This window comes from Rhizobium sp. BK289, assembly GCF_014193575.1.
Taxonomy (GTDB): Bacteria; Pseudomonadota; Alphaproteobacteria; order Rhizobiales; family Rhizobiaceae; genus Rhizobium; species Rhizobium tropici_C.
In genome coordinates, this window is record NZ_JACHZO010000007.1 from 99,766 (window position 1) to 115,217 (window position 15,452).

Here is a 15,452-nt window from a genome sequence, read left to right on the forward strand (position 1 = left end):
TAACCATAACTGCGGAAAATGCGCTCAACTTTCATGGACATATTGTTGAGCGATTCTGATGAACTACCGTGTGTTGCTGGCTGGCCTCGCCATGTCCCTGGCTCTCGGAGGCTGTGCCACGAAGCCGGCCAACGAAGCGTCGCTCAAGAGCAGCTATGCCGCCGAAGAGCCGCATCACAAGCCGCTGAAAGCCAATGACCCCATCGAGATGGAGCCGAAGAAATGGCTCGTCGCCGATCTCGAAACCCGCGCGGCGGTGGACGCCGGCGCACCACACGATCTTGCCGGCCGCACACTGGAAGTCTCCTCGCTCAAGGACATCAGGCTCGCCGATAAGGAGGTCATCCTGACCTTCGACGACGGCCCCGCACCCGGCAAGACGGATCGCATTCTCGCCACGCTCGACAGGTTTGGCGTCAAGGCCGCCTTCATGATGGTCGGGGAAATGGCGCAGGCGCATCCGGCGACCGCGCGCGAGGTTCTCGCCCATGGTGACGCGATCGGCAGCCACACGTTCCGCCATCCCGATCTCGACAAGATGACCTTCGACGCGGCGATGACCGAGATCGCCCGCGGCAAGGACGCCGTCACCAAGGCGATCGGTACGGATGTCCCCTTCTTCCGTTTCCCCTATCTTGCCGATTCCAAACGCCTGCGCACGGCCATTGCCGCTAGGGACATGATCGTCATGGACGTGGATATCGACAGCAAGGACTATTTCACCTCGACACCGCTTTCGGTGGTGGATCGCACCATGAAGCAGCTCTATCAGCGCGGCCGCGGCATCGTCCTGATGCACGATATCCATCAGCGCACGGTCAGGATGCTGCCGGTTCTTCTGAGCCGCCTCGAGAAAGAGGGCTTCAAGGTCGTCACGCTGAAATACAAGCACGCTCCGGCCCCGGCGACCAATCTGGTGGCCCAGGCCGGCACCAAAATGGTGCGCTGAGGTAGACTTGCAAACGAACGCCGCCGCAGACAACTAGATCAATGGTTGCGCGGCGTTCAGATACGCTTGAAACACGCCGAACAGCATGATTAGTTGCGGCGTGATCACGAAGAGCGGGCCAGCCCGCCCGCTCGTATCCGGGGGGAGTAACATATGGATCGTCGTTCATTTCTGAGGAAAGCCGGCGTCGCCGGCGCCGGCTCGGTTGCAGCTGCTGCAACACTTGCTGCTCCGGCCATTGCCCAGAGCAATCCGAAGATCAATTGGCGCCTGACGTCATCGTTTCCGAAGTCGCTGGATACGATCTATGGCGGCGGCGAAGTGCTGTCGAAATATGTGTCTGAAGCCACCGACGGCAATTTCAACATCCAGGTGTTTGCGGCGGGCGAAATCGTGCCGGGCCTGCAGGCAGCCGATGCGACTTCGGCCGGAACCGTCGAAGCCTGCCATTCGGTCGCCTATTATTATTGGGGCAAGGATCCGGTCTGGGCCCTGGGAGCTGCCGTTCCCTTTGCACTCAACGCACGCGGCATGAACGCCTGGCAATATCACGGCGGCGGCATCGACCTGTTCAACGAATTCCTGGCAACGCAGGGGCTGATCGGCTTCCCGGCGGGCAATACGGGCGTGCAGATGGGCGGCTGGTTCCGTAAGGAAATCAATACCGTCGCCGATCTGAAAGGCTTGAAGATGCGTATCGGCGGCTTTGCCGGCAAGGTGGTCGAACGCCTCGGCGTCGTGCCGCAGCAGATCGCCGGCGGCGACATCTATCCGGCACTGGAAAAAGGCACGATCGATGCTGCCGAATGGGTCGGCCCTTATGACGACGAAAAGCTCGGCTTCTACAAGGTGGCACCCTATTACTACTATCCCGGCTGGTGGGAAGGCGGCCCGACCGTGCATGTCATGTTCAACAAGGCGGCTTATGAAGGCCTGCCGAAGGCCTATCAGTCGCTGCTGCGCACGGCCGCGCAGGCGACCGACGCCAACATGCTGCAGAAATACGATTACCTGAACCCAGCCGCCATCAAGCGCGTCGTCGCCGAAGGAGCGAAGCTCAGGCCCTTCAGCACCGAGATCATGAATGCCTGCTTCGACAAGGCCAATGAAGTCTATGCCGAGATGGAAGCCAACAACCCGACCTTCAAGAAGATCTGGGAATCGATCAAGGGCTTCCGCGGCCAGCACTATCTCTATGCCCAGGTCGCCGAATACAGCTACGACGTCTACATGATGACGCTGCAGCGCGCCGGGAAGATCTGACCAGCTCGCGGTTTTAAGACAACAACCCCGGAGCGGCGCTCCGGGGTTTTTCGTTGCGCTCCAATCAGGACAAAACGAGGCGTACCGTGCTCAATTGAAAGACGGCGGCTGACTGAGGTCGTTGGCGGGTGCGTTCTGCTGCCCGCCACCCTGATCCGCCGGCTTCCCGTCAAACGGATTGCCGCCCGGAAGCTGCAACCCCGGCAAGCCGTTGCCATTGTTCTGGCCGGGCACGCCGAAACCGGGAACCTCGATCTTGATCGAATTCGGATCGACCGCAGCACCCGCGCCCTTGTAGTGCATGACCATCTGCGGGAACATGATGGTCAATGCCACCATCAGGATCTGGATACCCACGAACGGCACGGATCCCCAATAGATCTGCCCTGTTGTGACGGGCGCGATCTGCTTGCCCGTCACCCTGTCGAGATAGGGCACGCGCGCCGCCACCGAGCGGAGATAGAACAGCGCGAAGCCGAAGGGCGGATGCATGAAGCTCGTCTGCATGTTGACGCCGAGCAGCACGCCAAACCAGATGAGATCGATGCCGAGCTTTTCGGCAGCAGGTGCCAACAACGGCACGATGATGAAGGCAAGCTCGAAGAAGTCGAGGAAGAAGGCTAAAACGAAGACGAGGATGTTGACGGCGATCAGGAAGCCGACCTTGCCGCCGGGCAGCGACACCAGCAGATGCTCGACCCAGAGATGGCCGTTGACGCCATAGAAGGTCAGCGAAAAGACGCGCGAGCCGATCAGGATGAACAGCACGAAGGCCGAAAGCCGGGTCGTGGATGTCAGTGCCGAGCGGATGACCTCCATGTTCAGCCGGCCTTTGGCAGCCGCCATTATGAGAGCGCCCACGGCCCCCATGGCGCCGCCTTCCGTCGGCGTCGCGATGCCGAGGAAGATCGTGCCGAGCACGAGGAAGATCAGCGCCAGCGGTGGAATGAGGACGATGATGACCTGCTGGGCCAGCCGCGACATCACGTTGAGCTTCATCCCCTTATCGAGCACGGCGATCGCATAGATGAAGGCAACGCCAACCGTTGCGCCGAGAATATCGGCGTTTTCGCCATAGGCGGGTGTCAGGTAAACATGTGCGGCATAGGCCACGCCGGCGCATATCAATAGAGCAACGAGCAAGGACGTGACGCCGGAGCCAAGCGAGCGAGCCTCCTTGGGCAAGGCGGGCATGGAGTTCGGCTTCACGATCGACATGATCAATACATAGAGCATGTAGAGACCGGTCAGCACCAAACCGGGAATCAGGGCGCCGGCATACATGTCACCGACCGAACGGCCGAGCTGATCGGCAAGCACAATCAGGACGAGCGATGGCGGAATGATCTGCGCCAGCGTGCCGGAAGCGGCGATGACGCCGGAGGCCACACGCCTGTCATAGCCATAGCGCAGCATGATCGGCAGCGAGATCAGTCCCATGGCGATAACGGAGGCCGCAACGACGCCGGTGGTGGCGGCGAGCAGCGCGCCGACGAAAATCACCGCATAGGCGAGACCGCCGCGAACGGGTCCAAACAGCTGGCCGACCGTATCGAGCAGGTCTTCGGCCATGCCGGATCGCTCCAGCACGATGCCCATGAAGGTGAAGAACGGGATCGCCAGCAGCGTGTCGTTCGACATCACCCCCCAGAAGCGATCCGGAAGGGCATTAAGGAGCGGCCATGAGAGATGGATGGTGCCGCCCGAAAAGGGTGCAAGCTCGACGCCGATCCAGAAGAACAGCAGCCCGTTCGCAGCAAGCGCGAAGGCGACTGGATAGCCCAGGAGCAGGAAAATGATGAGCGAGGCGAACATGATCGGCGCCATGTTCACGGCAATGAATTCGAGCATCAGCGCGCCTCCCCGGCAGGGGTTTCGACATCGAGCGGCGCATGCGTCGGCACGTAGGGGGTCGGATCATCCATATCGCCGCGCATGACCGCGATCTTCTTGATGATCTCGGAGACACCCTGCAATGCCAGCAGGAAGAAGCCGGCCAGCAGCAACGCCTTGCCCGGCCAGATGATCAGGCCGCCGGCGCTGGAGGAAACCTCCCCCGACAGGAAGGAGGTGCGGACATAGGGCACGAGGTCATAGACCATCAGGAGTGCGAAGGGCATGAGGAACAGACAATGGCCCAGCAGGTCGATCCAGTGTTGCACCCGGCGCGGCAAGGAGCCGTAGACGATATCGATGCGAATATGTTCGTTCTGGCGGAGCGTGTAGGCGGCCGCGAGCATGAAGGCGGCGCCGAACAGATACCATTGCGCTTCCAGCCATGCGTTGGACGAGGTATTGAAGACCTTGCGTACGACCGCATTTCCGGCGCTGACCAGGACAGCGACCAGGATGAGCCACGAGACAGATTTTCCAATGATCTCAGTCGCATAGTCAACGAATCGGCTGAAGCCGAGCAATGCTTTCATGAATTTTCCCCCCGCAGCGATTCTTTCCGAAGCTCTTCTTGCTGCACGAAGCTAGAGTGCCGATTTCAAACGGTGAATCAAGAGCCTGCGCGGGTTTTCCAAACGTGATGACGGCCGGATACAATGTTCGTGCATTGGATCCAGTTGTCGCATTTGCGATTTGCCGCCCTTGCCCACATGCGGCATTCTGATAAAGATCGCATCAATAATCATACTAATCGAGAGACACCCATGTCCCCCATCAACCTCGCTATCGTCGGTGTCGGCAAGATCGTCCGCGACCAGCATCTTCCGTCCATCGCGAACAACGCGGATTTCAAACTGATCGCCACGGCGAGCCGCCACGGTACCGTAGAAGGCATTCCGTCCTTCACGACCATCGACGCCATGCTCGATGCCGTACCGGCGGTCAATGCGGTGTCGCTCTGCATGCCGCCGCAATATCGCTATGAAGCCGCTTACAAGGCGCTTTCAGCCGGCAAGCACGTTTTTCTTGAAAAGCCGCCGGGTGCGACGCTGAGCGAAGTTGCCGATCTCGAAAACCTCGCAAAAGCCAAGGGCGTTTCGCTCTTTGCAAGCTGGCATTCGCGCTACGCCCCGGCGGTGGAGGCAGCAAAGACCTTCCTCGCAGGCACCACCATCCGCAGCGCTCACGTGATCTGGAAGGAAGACGTGCGCCATTGGCACCCGAACCAGGAATGGATCTGGCAGGCCGGCGGCCTCGGCGTCTTCGACCCGGGCATCAATGCCCTGTCGATCGTGACCCACATCCTGCCGCCGCTCTTCCTGACCGGCGCGACGCTCGAATTTCCGGAGAACCGGGATTCGCCGATTGCCGCCGATCTGCACTTCAAGAGCGGTCAGGGCCTTCCGGTTCATGCTGAATTCGACTGGCGCCAGACCGGCAAGCAGAGCTGGGATATCGTTGCCGAAACCGATGCCGGCCAGATGGTTCTCGCCGAAGGCGGCTCCAAGCTTTCGGTCAATGGCGAGCTGAAATTCTCCGCGCCAGAAGCCGAATATCCTTCGCTCTATCGCCGTTTTGCCGAGATCGTCAAAGCCGGCACCTGCGATGTCGATGTTTCGCCACTGCGCCACGTCGCCGATGCCTTCATGCTCGGCAAGCGCAAATTCGTCGAAGCATTTTACGATTGATGGGCTTTACCCGATGGAGACAACGCGCCCCGCAACATGCTAGCGTGGCGCATTATCTTCATCGGGGAGTTGCCGATGGCAACGGAAAATGTGCAATCTTTCGGGCTCGGCGTCGGCAATAAATCGGTCAAGCTTGCCGAGCCAAACCAGAGCTGGCGCGAGGCCTATCTGCTGGAGGAAGCTGCCATCCGCAGCGCCCTTGGAGACCTCGCCGTCGATGTGCAGCATTTCGGCAGCACCTCCATTCCCGAAATCAAGGCCAAGCCTATCATCGACATAGCCGTCGGTGTTCGGCGCTTCGAGGATGGCCTTGCCTGTATCGAACCGATGGCATCGATCGGCTATGTCTATGCCGGTAGCAATATCGTAGCGGACGATCATATTTTCGGTCGCGATATCGAAGGGGATACTCGCACGCATCTGGTCCATGTGGTCGAGCATGGCGGCCTGAATTGGCGCCAGTTCATCCTCTTCCGGGATCGGATGCGCAAGCGCCCGGACCTCGCACATGCCTATGAGGCGCTGAAGGTCGAACTTGCGACAAAATATGCCAATGACCGCGCAGCCTATACTGCCGCCAAGAAGGACTTCATTCAAAAGATCCTGGCGGAGGACGATTAGAGCGACCCAAGTTTTCACGGGATCTCAGAAAATCGCCGCGCAGTTTTCCTAAGCCTTCTTTTCCCAACGGCCATCCTGCGTCTGCTGCCAGTAGGTGAGATTATGCCCCTCGCCTTTCAGGCGCTTCCATTGCGCGCGCGCGCTTTCCAGCTGTTCCTGATCGTAGCCATCGAACATCAGCACGACGCGCTGATACGTTCCGACATCCGTAGCCTCGGCGCCATCGATAAAAAAGCGCACGGTCGCATTGTTGACGTTGTCGGAAGAGATGGTCAGAAGCACAGGCTGCTTGTCCGCCATCTCGCCTTCATCCGTGCCGTGCGGCAGGAAACTGTCTTCGCGATAGGTCCAGAGATGGCTATCGAGGAGATCGCGGCGCGCCGGCTCGCGCATCTGCACGGCGACCTGCCAGCCACGCTCGACACTCTTGTCGATCAACGGCGGCAGGGCGTCTTCGAGCTTCGATTCCGTCAGGTGATAGAAGAGAACGTCGGTCATGCCGTCTCTTCTAGAGCAATTCTAGGAAAAGTGCGAAGCGGTTTTCCGTCCGGAATTGCATCACACCAAAAGGATAGAGCCTTTTCGCTTTTCTTCGAATCGCGAAAAGGCTCCATCTCACAAAATTCGGCTGGTCACGATTCGTAGTTGGCGCGGACCAGCTGATCGAGCAGGCGCACGCCAAAACCGGAACCCCAGGACTGGTTGATCTCGTCCTGGACCGAGCCCATCGCCGTGCCGGCGATATCGAGATGCGCCCACGGCGTTTCCCCGACGAAGCGCTTGAGGAACTGGGCGGCGGTGATCGAGCCGGCATGGCGGCCACCAGTGTTCTTCATGTCGGCGAACTTGCTGTCGATCATCTTGTCGTATTCCTTGCCGAGCGGCATGCGCCACAGGCGCTCGTCGGTTACGAGGCCGGCTGCCGTCAACTCGCCCGCCAGCTTGTCGTCGTTGCAGAACAGGCCGGCCTGCAGGTTGCCGAGCGCGACGAGGATGGCGCCGGTCAGGGTCGCCAGGTTGATCATGAACTGCGGCTTGAAACGGTCGTTCGTGTACCAGAGCGCATCGCAGAGAACGAGCCGCCCCTCGGCATCCGTGTTGATGATCTCGATCGTCTGGCCGGACATCGAGGTGACGATATCGCCGGGACGCTGCGCATTGCCGTCCGGCATGTTCTCCACTAGACCAATGACGCCGATGGCATTGACCTTAGCTTCTCGCGCGGCCAGCGTATGCATGAGACCGGTGACGGCTGCCGCACCGCCCATGTCGCCCTTCATTTCTTCCATGCCGGCGGCGGGCTTGATGGAAATGCCGCCGGTATCGAAGACGACCCCCTTGCCGATAAAGGCGACCGGCTTCTCCTTCGCCTTGCCGCCCTTCCATTGCATGACAACCAGGCGCGGCGGCCGGGCAGAACCTTGCGCGACGCCGAGCAGCGCGGCCATGCCGAGCCGGCGCATCTCGCGCTCCGTCAGAATCTCGATCTCGACGCCAAGCTTTTCCAACTCCTTGGCCTTGGCGGCGAATTCCACGGGGCCGAGGACATTCGGCGGCTCGTTGACGAGATCGCGTGCAAGGAGGACACCGCCTGCGACGGCTTCGGACGTTGCATAGAGTTTCTTGGCGGCTGCGGCCTCCTGGGTGACGATCGTCACCTTCACCGCCTTGCGGGAGCCGTTCTTTTCGTCATCGTCGCCCTTCTTCGTCTTATATGTATCGAAGCTATAGGCGCGCAGGAGCATACCCAGGGCAAAATCGGCGGCCTCCCTGCCACCGACCTCGACTGCCGGCGCGTCCAGGAAGATGGTGACTTTCTCGACGTTGCGGATCTTTGCCGCAGCCGTGCCGCCGAGCCTCAGCCAGTCATGCGCAGCCAGGTCCCTGGCCTTGCCGGTACCGAGGACAATGATCCGATCGACGGGCGAGGCCTCGGGAGCGATGATATCCAAAGCGCTCAACGCCTTGCTCTTGAAGCCGGCCACGGGCGCGGCCCTGGCGAAAACATTGGCCGGATCGGCGCTCTCAGCGCCCGCCGGCAACTCACTGTCCGTGCCTTTCAGGAGAATGGCCAGACCGCCGCTGAGGCGGGCCGACTTGGCGAAGGAAATCTCGAATTTCACAGACATTTCTGCTCCGATAAACATGCGTCGTAATAGAAGAACTTTGCACAACCATCATTCTAGGTTTGACTAGCGAACACAAGCACTCGGCAAAGCATTCGCCAAAGAAGCCCGTTCCACGGCTTCAAATCCCTGTCATTTAAAGCGGTTAGCCTACACGCAATGGTGTTTTATCCGCCCTTCGGGGCGACCCGATCCTTTGCCGGAAAGCCGTCTTGATCATAGATTTCAACAGTTTCGATCGCGAAGACCGGTTCCCCGAGGTTCTGCGGCCGCGTACCGCGGGTGATGCCTTCATCGGCCTCTTCTGTCTCTGGTGGGTACTGCTTGGCCTCTTCTCGGTTTTCCCACGAATCGATCTCGCCGTCGCGAACATGTTTTTCCTGCCGCAGCAATGTCTTGCGAGCACGCGCCCGGGTCAGATATGCGGCATCTTCCCCTATAATGCAGACACGCATCTGCGGCTGCTGCGGGAGATATTCTTCCAGCTCCCCTATATCGTGGCCGCCGTCCTCGCCTGGATGCTGTTCCAATGCTGGCAGCATCACGGAGCGACCTTCAACAGGCTGCGGGCGTGCAATCTGAAGATTGCGCTCGGTTCGCTGCTGATCGGCCCGGTACTGATCGTCAATCTCTGGCTGAAGGCCTTTTCGGGGCGCCCGCGCCCGAGACAGACCGACCTCTTTGGCGGCACGCTCGATTTCGTCCATGCCGGATCCTTCGCGGGAAAATGCGTCAGTAACTGTTCGTTCATCTCGGGCGAAGCGGCGGCCGCCGGCTGGCTGTTCTGCCTGATCTTCATCATCCCGCAGCCATACCGATCCGCTGCCGCCCCGCCGATCGCAGCCGTTTCGATCCTCATTCCCGCGCTTCGGGTGGCTTTTGGCGGGCATTACCTCTCCGATGCCGTGCTCGGCTGGCTTTCATCGCTTGTCATATTCGCAGCGCTGCTCGCATTATCCCAAACGACACACGACAGAAGAATCTCGGAAAATTAACGATTTTTTTTCGAGTTGGTTGTCGCCAAAAAAACTTAAACAGCGTAGATGAGGGTGAATCTCTGCCGGCTCGCACGGCAGCTGTTGCGTTTAAGGGCCGGCATGAAGTTATTCGAGACATATATCGTACGGCGTGTCGGTATGATGTTCCTGGTAGCGCTGCTGCCAGTGCTCGCCATCATCTGGACGACCCAGGTGCTGCAGCGCATCAATCTGGTGACGGATAGCGGCCAGTCGATGGGCTCGTTCGCCAAGCTTGCGACGCTCATCCTGCCGACGATTATTCCGATCGTCCTGCCCTTCGCACTGGTCATCGGCATCACGCAGACCCTGACGGCGATGAATAGCGATTCGGAGCTGACCGTCATGGAGGCGGCAGGCGCGAAACGCAGCATCATCATCCGCCCGATCATGATTCTCGCCATGGCCATCAGCGTGTTTTCCTTCTTCGTCGACAACGCCGTCGAGCCGAGAGCCCGCGTCGCCGCCCGCCAGATGGTGGCCGAAGCCTATGCCGACCTTCTTTCCACCGTGATCGAAGAGAAGAATTTCCGGCGCATCGAAGACGGGCTCTATGTACAGATTTCGCAGCGCATGTCGGGGCGCATCCTCAAAGGGCTGTTCGTGGTCGATTCCCGCGATCCCGCCTTCGATCTCATCTATTATGCGAAGGAAGGCGCCGTCGATCCGAGCGGTACGTCGCTGCTGATGAAAGATGGCGAGGTGCATCGCAAGACGGCCGACGGCAACGTCTCGGTCATCAAGTTCGATTCCTATTCCTTCGACCTCTCCGATATGACCCAGAGCCGCGGTCAGGCGAATTTGCGCGCCAGCGATCGCAACCTCGGCTTCCTGCTCAATCCGGATCCGAACGATCCGGATTACAAGACAAGACCAGGCAGCTATCAGGCCGAGTTGCATCGGCGCCTCAACGAATGGGCCCTGCCCGCGATATTCGCGCTTATATCGCTGGTGATTGCTGGCGATGCCCGCTCCCATCGCGAGGCGCGGCTGCACCCGATGGTGTCGGCCTTGACGATAGCCTTCGCGCTGCGCTGGGCCGATTTTTATGCGGCCAACCAGATCGATAATTCGCCTCGCTTCGTCGGCATTCTCTACGCCATCAACATCATTGCCGCCGCTATCGCGATCGCGCTGCTGACGCGTAACCGGAAGATGTCGATGCCGGTATCGATCCGAAATCGCATGAGCAACTGGCGGCAACGCATTCAGGATCGCATGCCGGCGGCGCCGGGCGGCGGCTCCAATGGGAGCGGCGCATGATCTTCGGCACGCTCGGGCGTTATTTCTTCACGCGTTACATCGTGACGACGTTCTGGTTCTTCCTGGGCGTCATCTCGATCGTCTATCTCGTCGACTTCAGTGAAACCGCCGGCCGGCTGGCCGGGCTGCCCGGCTATACGGTCCCGCTCGGTCTGGTCATGACGGCAGTGCGATTGCCGTTCATTCTGCAGCAGACAGTGCCGTTCATCGCTCTCTTCGTCGGTATGACGGTGTTGATCGCACTCAATCGTCGCCGCGAGCTGGTTATTGCACGCGCGGCCGGCATCTCCGTCTGGCAGTTCATGACGCCGTTCATCGTGGGCGCCTTTTTCGTGGGATTGCTGACCATGCTTGCCCTCAATCCGGTCGCCGCATGGGGGCAGCGCCAGGCGGAAACGATGGAAGCCGACCTGCGCGGCGACCCTTCCTATCACAACAGGCTTTCGATCCCGTGGCTGCGTCAATCGAATGGCAAGGACGATACGATCATCGGCGCCAAGGCCATTCTGGACAATGGAACGACGCTGATGGGCGTCGTCTTTATCCACTTCGATTCACAGGGAAATATCGTCCTGCGGCAGGACGCGCAGTCGGCAAAATTGGAAGATGGTTACTGGCTTCTTAACAATGTCGTCGAACGGCGGCCGGGCGAAATACCCGATCATAAGAGTTCGGTACAGGTTCGTACGAATCTGAAACAGGATTTCGTTTCGCAGCGTCTGGCACAGCCGGAAACCATTGCTTTTTATGATCTTTCTAATCGAATAAAGATCGCACACTCCTTCGGCATATCGACCAACGCACTTGAGACACAGTTTCATTCGCTGCTATCGCAACCATTCCTTCTCATAGCAATGACGCTAATCGCAGCAACCGTGTCGCTAAAATTCAGTAGATTCAATCAATCGCGCTCCGTGATTCTGGGTGGAATCCTCTCCGGCTTCGTGCTTTATGTTGTCACCGTGCTTGTAAAAGCATTCGGGAGCAGCGGAGTGGTTCCTCCCTACGTGGCGGCATGGATACCCGTGATCGTCGCATTGGCATTCGGAGCAACGATCCTGCTTCATCAGGAGGACGGCTAAGTGGCGGCAGGCAACCGCGAGAGTATTAAAAAGATTGTGGCTGCCCTCGTTACGGGCACGGCTGCATGTGCATATATTATGAGCCCGGTCGCTGTTTACGCCCAGGCCAACGACAATAATAACGGCGGTGCCGGCACTGTTACTTCCCCTATCAAGGTGAAGGTGCCGGAAGGCGCAAAGCTGGTCCTTTCGTCCAACGAATTGGTCTATAACAAGGATACGCAGATCGTCACCGCAAGCGGTGCGGTCCAGATCAACTATGGCAGCTACAAAATGGTTGCCCAGAAGGTCGAGTATAATCAGAAATCCGGGCGAATGACGGCTCTCGGCAATGTCGAGCTGATCACTCCGGACGGCAATCGCATGTACGGTGACAAAATGGACGTCACCGACAGCTTTTCCGACGGCTTCGTCAACGCCCTGCGCATCGAAATGCCCGACAACACCCGCATGGTCGCCGAAAAGGGCGAGCGGGTCGGCGGCAACCAGCTGATTCTGACGAAGGGTGTTTACACCGCCTGCATGGCCTGCTCCGAGCAAGGCCGGGCTCCGCTATGGCAGGTCAAGGCCCAGCGCGTCGTCCAGAACGGCGTCACGCATACCGTGCGCCTGGAACATGCCCGCTTCGAACTGTTCGGCCAGCCGATCGCCTATGTTCCGTGGATCGAGGTTCCGGACAATACGGTCAAGCGGAAATCCGGCTTCCTGTTTCCGTCCGTGAGCGTCTCGGAGCGCCTCGGCGTCGGAGTACGGGTTCCTTACTACTACGTCATCTCGCCGAGCATGGATGCGACGGTCACCGCCACGGGCTTTAGCAATCAGGGGTTGCTGCTCGAGGGTGAGTTCCGCCAGCGTTTCGAGAATGGCACGCATATCCTGCGCGTTGCCGGCATCAATCAGATGAATCCGGACGCCTTCGCTGCCGGTACGACTGATGCCGAGAACAAAACTCGCGGCATGATCAACTCCAAGGCCGACTTCAGGATCAATCCTCGCTGGACTTTCGGCTGGGATGTCATGGTGCAGAGCGACAACAACTTCTCGCGCACCTATGGATTGGACGGGCTGAACCAGAGCACCCATACGAACCAAGCCTATCTGACAGGTATCGGAAAGCGCAATTTCTTCGATATGCGCGCCTTCTATTATAATGTGCAGGACACGGATAATAACGCCACGGCACAAAAGCAGCAGGCATACGTCTATCCGAGCATCGACTATCACTATGTCGATCCGAAATCGGTCTATGGCGGCGAGCTGTCGGCAACGATGAACTTCACGCACCTGTCGCGTGAGAAGACATCCGCACTCGACAACGTATTCAATCTTGGCGATGCCAACTTGAACGACCGCTTCCTCGGTCTCTCCGGCGACTATACGCGCTTCAGCACTGAACTGCAGTGGCAGCGTACCTTTACGACCGATGAAGGCCTTGTGTTGACGCCATTGGCGGCGGCGCGCGGTGACGTCTATGGTCTGGATATGAATTCGCCGAACTCCTTCGGCGGACCGTTCAGCTATCCCGGAAATTACGACACCAGCGACTATGCCGCCCGTGGCATGGTCACGGCGGGGCTCGAAGCCAAGTACCCATTCCTGATCACGACAAGCAACAGCACGCATGTCTTCGAACCGATCGCACAGATCTATGTGCGGCCGGATGAGCAGCTTGCCGGCCGCTTGCCGAATGAGGATGCACAGAGCTTCGTCTTCGACGCGACCAACCTGTTCGATCGCGACAAGTTCTCGGGCTTCGACCGCATCGAGGGTGGCACCCGTGCCAACATCGGATGGCGCTATACCGCCAGCTTCGACAGTGGCTACAAGCTGCAGCACATCTTCGGGCAATCCTACCAGCTCGCGGGACGCAATTCCTTTGCGCAAACGGATCTGGCGGGTGTCGGTTCGGAATCCGGACTTGAAACGACTCGCTCCGACTATGTCACCATGTTCGGCCTGACGACGCCGCAGGGCATCTCGCTGTCGACGTCCTATCGCTTCGACGAAAAGGACTTCGCCTTCCGCCGCGGCGATACAGCCGTCGGCTTCTCGAATGATGTCTTCCAGACGTCCTTGATCTACACGCATATTTCCGCGCAGCCGCAATATGGTTTCACCAGCAATCAGGATGAAATCCAGTCGCGTGCGCAGATCAGATTCAAGGAATACTGGTCGGTCTTCGGCACGGTCAGCTACGATCTCAACAGCAATGAGATCACCCGCCAGGGCGTCGGTCTTTCCTACGAGGACGAATGCACGATCTTTACCGTGTCATTTCTCGACAAGAAGGATACGACAGCCAGCTCGGCCAGCAATTGGTCGATTGGCGCTCGTTTGACCTTCCGTACGTTGGGCGACGTCAATCTCGGCAGCGTCCAGGACGCAACGTTCTGATATAGACCGAAGTTGCAAGGAGCCGGCTTAATCGCCGGCTCTTTTGCGTTGAAACGGCCCGCTATTCGCGGCGTCATTGTTTCGCCGCAAGGATTTTGCAATTCATCGCGCTTGATGTAGACATGTGGCGCAAAGTTGCCGTATTGCGCCAAGGCGCAGCGATATGGCGCAAGGCCGGCAGGAAAGACCTTTGGGAAGGGGTAGTTGATGTTTTCTGGAAAGACACCGATGCGTGCTCTATTGTTCGGAGCAGCGGCTTTGGTTATGGCGAGCTTCACCGTGCCGAGCAGCGATGTCGCTTTCGCGGCCAGCGAGGTAAAAGTCCTCGTTAACAGTCAGGTGATCACATCCGGCGACATCGCCAAGCGCGTCGCTTTCCTCAAGCTGCAGCGCCAGAAGGGCGACCTCAACAATCTCGCCAAGGAACAGCTTGTCGACGAAACGCTGAAGCGTGCGGAAATCTCCCGCCTGCGCATGTCCGTTTCGACCACCGATGTCGATGCCGCCTTTGGACGTTTCGCGTCCAGCAACAAGATGTCGCCGGCTCAGCTCAGTCAGATTCTTGACAAGGCGGGCGTCGGTGTCGACCACTTCAAGTCCTACATCGCCGTTTCCATGAGCTGGCCTCGCGTCGTCAACGCCCGCTTTGGCGCGAGAAGCCGCATGTCGAATGACGATCTCGTAACGCGCATGACCGAGAACAAGACGAAGCCGGTCACGACGGAATATTTCCTGAAGCAGATCGTTTTCGTCGTGCCCACCGCAAAGCGCAATGCCATCCTGAACAAGCGTAAAGCCGAGGCTGAGGCATCGCGCTCCAAATTCCCCGGTTGCGATCAGGCAAAGGTCTTCGCCGCAACCATGCACGATGTTTCCGTCCAGGATCTCGGCCGGGTGCTCGCACCGGAAGTTCCGGAAATGTGGAAGCCGCTGCTGGAGAAGGCTTCCGGCAACACGACCGCTCCCATCATAACCGACCGAGGCGTCGAATATGTCGCCATCTGCTCCCAGCGTCAGGTGAACGATGACGTCGCCGCCGCCGCCGTATTCCGCGCCGAGGATATTGGCAAGGACAAGGCCGGAGGAGTCAGCGCCAACGACAAGAAATACGTGGATGAACTGCGCTCCAAGGCGCAGATCGTCTATCGCTGATTGAC

The 15,452-nt window shown here is 59.0% G+C and carries 13 protein-coding genes; 9 read left to right on the plus strand and 4 right to left on the minus strand.

The window, feature by feature from the left end; translation table 11 throughout:
- Positions 1 to 58: 58 nt before the first annotated feature.
- Both FHT84_RS15165 and FHT84_RS15170 read left to right on the plus strand, forming a co-directional pair.
- Entirely contained in the window at positions 59 to 949 is an 891-nt protein-coding gene (locus tag FHT84_RS15165) for a polysaccharide deacetylase family protein (RefSeq protein ID WP_113250677.1), read from the plus strand.
- 153 nt (positions 950 to 1,102) lie between these two features.
- On the plus strand, positions 1,103 to 2,212 hold the full coding sequence (locus FHT84_RS15170) for a TRAP transporter substrate-binding protein (RefSeq protein WP_112342752.1): 1,110 nt from the start codon (positions 1,103 to 1,105) through the stop codon (positions 2,210 to 2,212).
- Positions 2,213 to 2,302: 90 nt separating this feature from the next.
- Here the strand turns inward: FHT84_RS15170 and FHT84_RS15175 are convergent, their stop codons facing one another.
- On the minus strand, positions 2,303 to 4,063 hold the full coding sequence (locus FHT84_RS15175; protein WP_113250678.1) for a TRAP transporter large permease subunit: 1,761 nt from the start codon (positions 4,061 to 4,063) through the stop codon (positions 2,303 to 2,305).
- Positions 4,063 to 4,638 carry a TRAP transporter small permease subunit gene (locus FHT84_RS15180; protein ID WP_113250679.1) on the minus strand — a complete coding sequence of 192 codons (576 nt, stop codon included), beginning with the start codon at positions 4,636 to 4,638 and terminating at the stop codon, positions 4,063 to 4,065. The genes FHT84_RS15175 and FHT84_RS15180 overlap by 1 nt, the downstream gene beginning before the upstream one ends.
- Positions 4,639 to 4,869: 231 nt before the next feature.
- Here FHT84_RS15180 and FHT84_RS15185 point away from each other — a divergent pair, with 231 nt between their 5' ends.
- Both FHT84_RS15185 and FHT84_RS15190 read left to right on the plus strand, forming a co-directional pair.
- On the plus strand, positions 4,870 to 5,793 hold the full coding sequence (locus FHT84_RS15185) for a Gfo/Idh/MocA family oxidoreductase (RefSeq protein ID WP_112342749.1): 924 nt from the start codon (positions 4,870 to 4,872) through the stop codon (positions 5,791 to 5,793).
- A gap of 75 nt (positions 5,794 to 5,868) precedes the next feature.
- Positions 5,869 to 6,414, plus strand: coding sequence for a GrpB family protein (locus FHT84_RS15190; RefSeq protein WP_113250762.1), 546 nt, complete (start codon positions 5,869 to 5,871; stop codon positions 6,412 to 6,414).
- A 48-nt stretch (positions 6,415 to 6,462) separates the two neighbouring features.
- Here the strand turns inward: FHT84_RS15190 and FHT84_RS15195 are convergent, their stop codons facing one another.
- Positions 6,463 to 6,912, minus strand: a complete 450-nt coding sequence (locus FHT84_RS15195) for a DNA polymerase III subunit chi (RefSeq protein WP_112342748.1) — start codon at positions 6,910 to 6,912, stop codon at positions 6,463 to 6,465.
- A gap of 134 nt (positions 6,913 to 7,046) precedes the next feature.
- Positions 7,047 to 8,543, minus strand: coding sequence for a leucyl aminopeptidase (locus FHT84_RS15200; RefSeq protein WP_112342747.1), 1,497 nt, complete (start codon positions 8,541 to 8,543; stop codon positions 7,047 to 7,049).
- 209 nt (positions 8,544 to 8,752) lie between these two features.
- Here FHT84_RS15200 and FHT84_RS15205 point away from each other — a divergent pair, with 209 nt between their 5' ends.
- From FHT84_RS15205 to FHT84_RS15225, 5 genes are all read left to right on the plus strand, one after another.
- Positions 8,753 to 9,535 carry a phosphatase PAP2 family protein gene (locus FHT84_RS15205; protein WP_112342746.1) on the plus strand — a complete coding sequence of 261 codons (783 nt, stop codon included), beginning with the start codon at positions 8,753 to 8,755 and terminating at the stop codon, positions 9,533 to 9,535.
- A gap of 102 nt (positions 9,536 to 9,637) precedes the next feature.
- Positions 9,638 to 10,819: an LptF/LptG family permease gene (locus FHT84_RS15210; RefSeq protein ID WP_113250680.1), complete on the plus strand. Its 1,182-nt coding sequence runs from the start codon at positions 9,638 to 9,640 to the stop codon at positions 10,817 to 10,819.
- Complete coding sequence (gene lptG / locus FHT84_RS15215; RefSeq protein ID WP_112342744.1) at positions 10,816 to 11,901, plus strand: LPS export ABC transporter permease LptG; 1,086 nt, start codon at positions 10,816 to 10,818, stop codon at positions 11,899 to 11,901. The genes FHT84_RS15210 and lptG overlap by 4 nt, the downstream gene beginning before the upstream one ends.
- Positions 11,902 to 14,295 (plus strand): LPS-assembly protein LptD, encoded by a 2,394-nt coding sequence (locus FHT84_RS15220; protein WP_112342743.1) that lies wholly within the window; start codon positions 11,902 to 11,904, stop codon positions 14,293 to 14,295.
- Positions 14,296 to 14,559: 264 nt separating this feature from the next.
- Entirely contained in the window at positions 14,560 to 15,447 is an 888-nt protein-coding gene (locus FHT84_RS15225) for a peptidylprolyl isomerase (RefSeq protein WP_245430371.1), read from the plus strand.
- Positions 15,448 to 15,452: the final 5 nt, after the last annotated feature.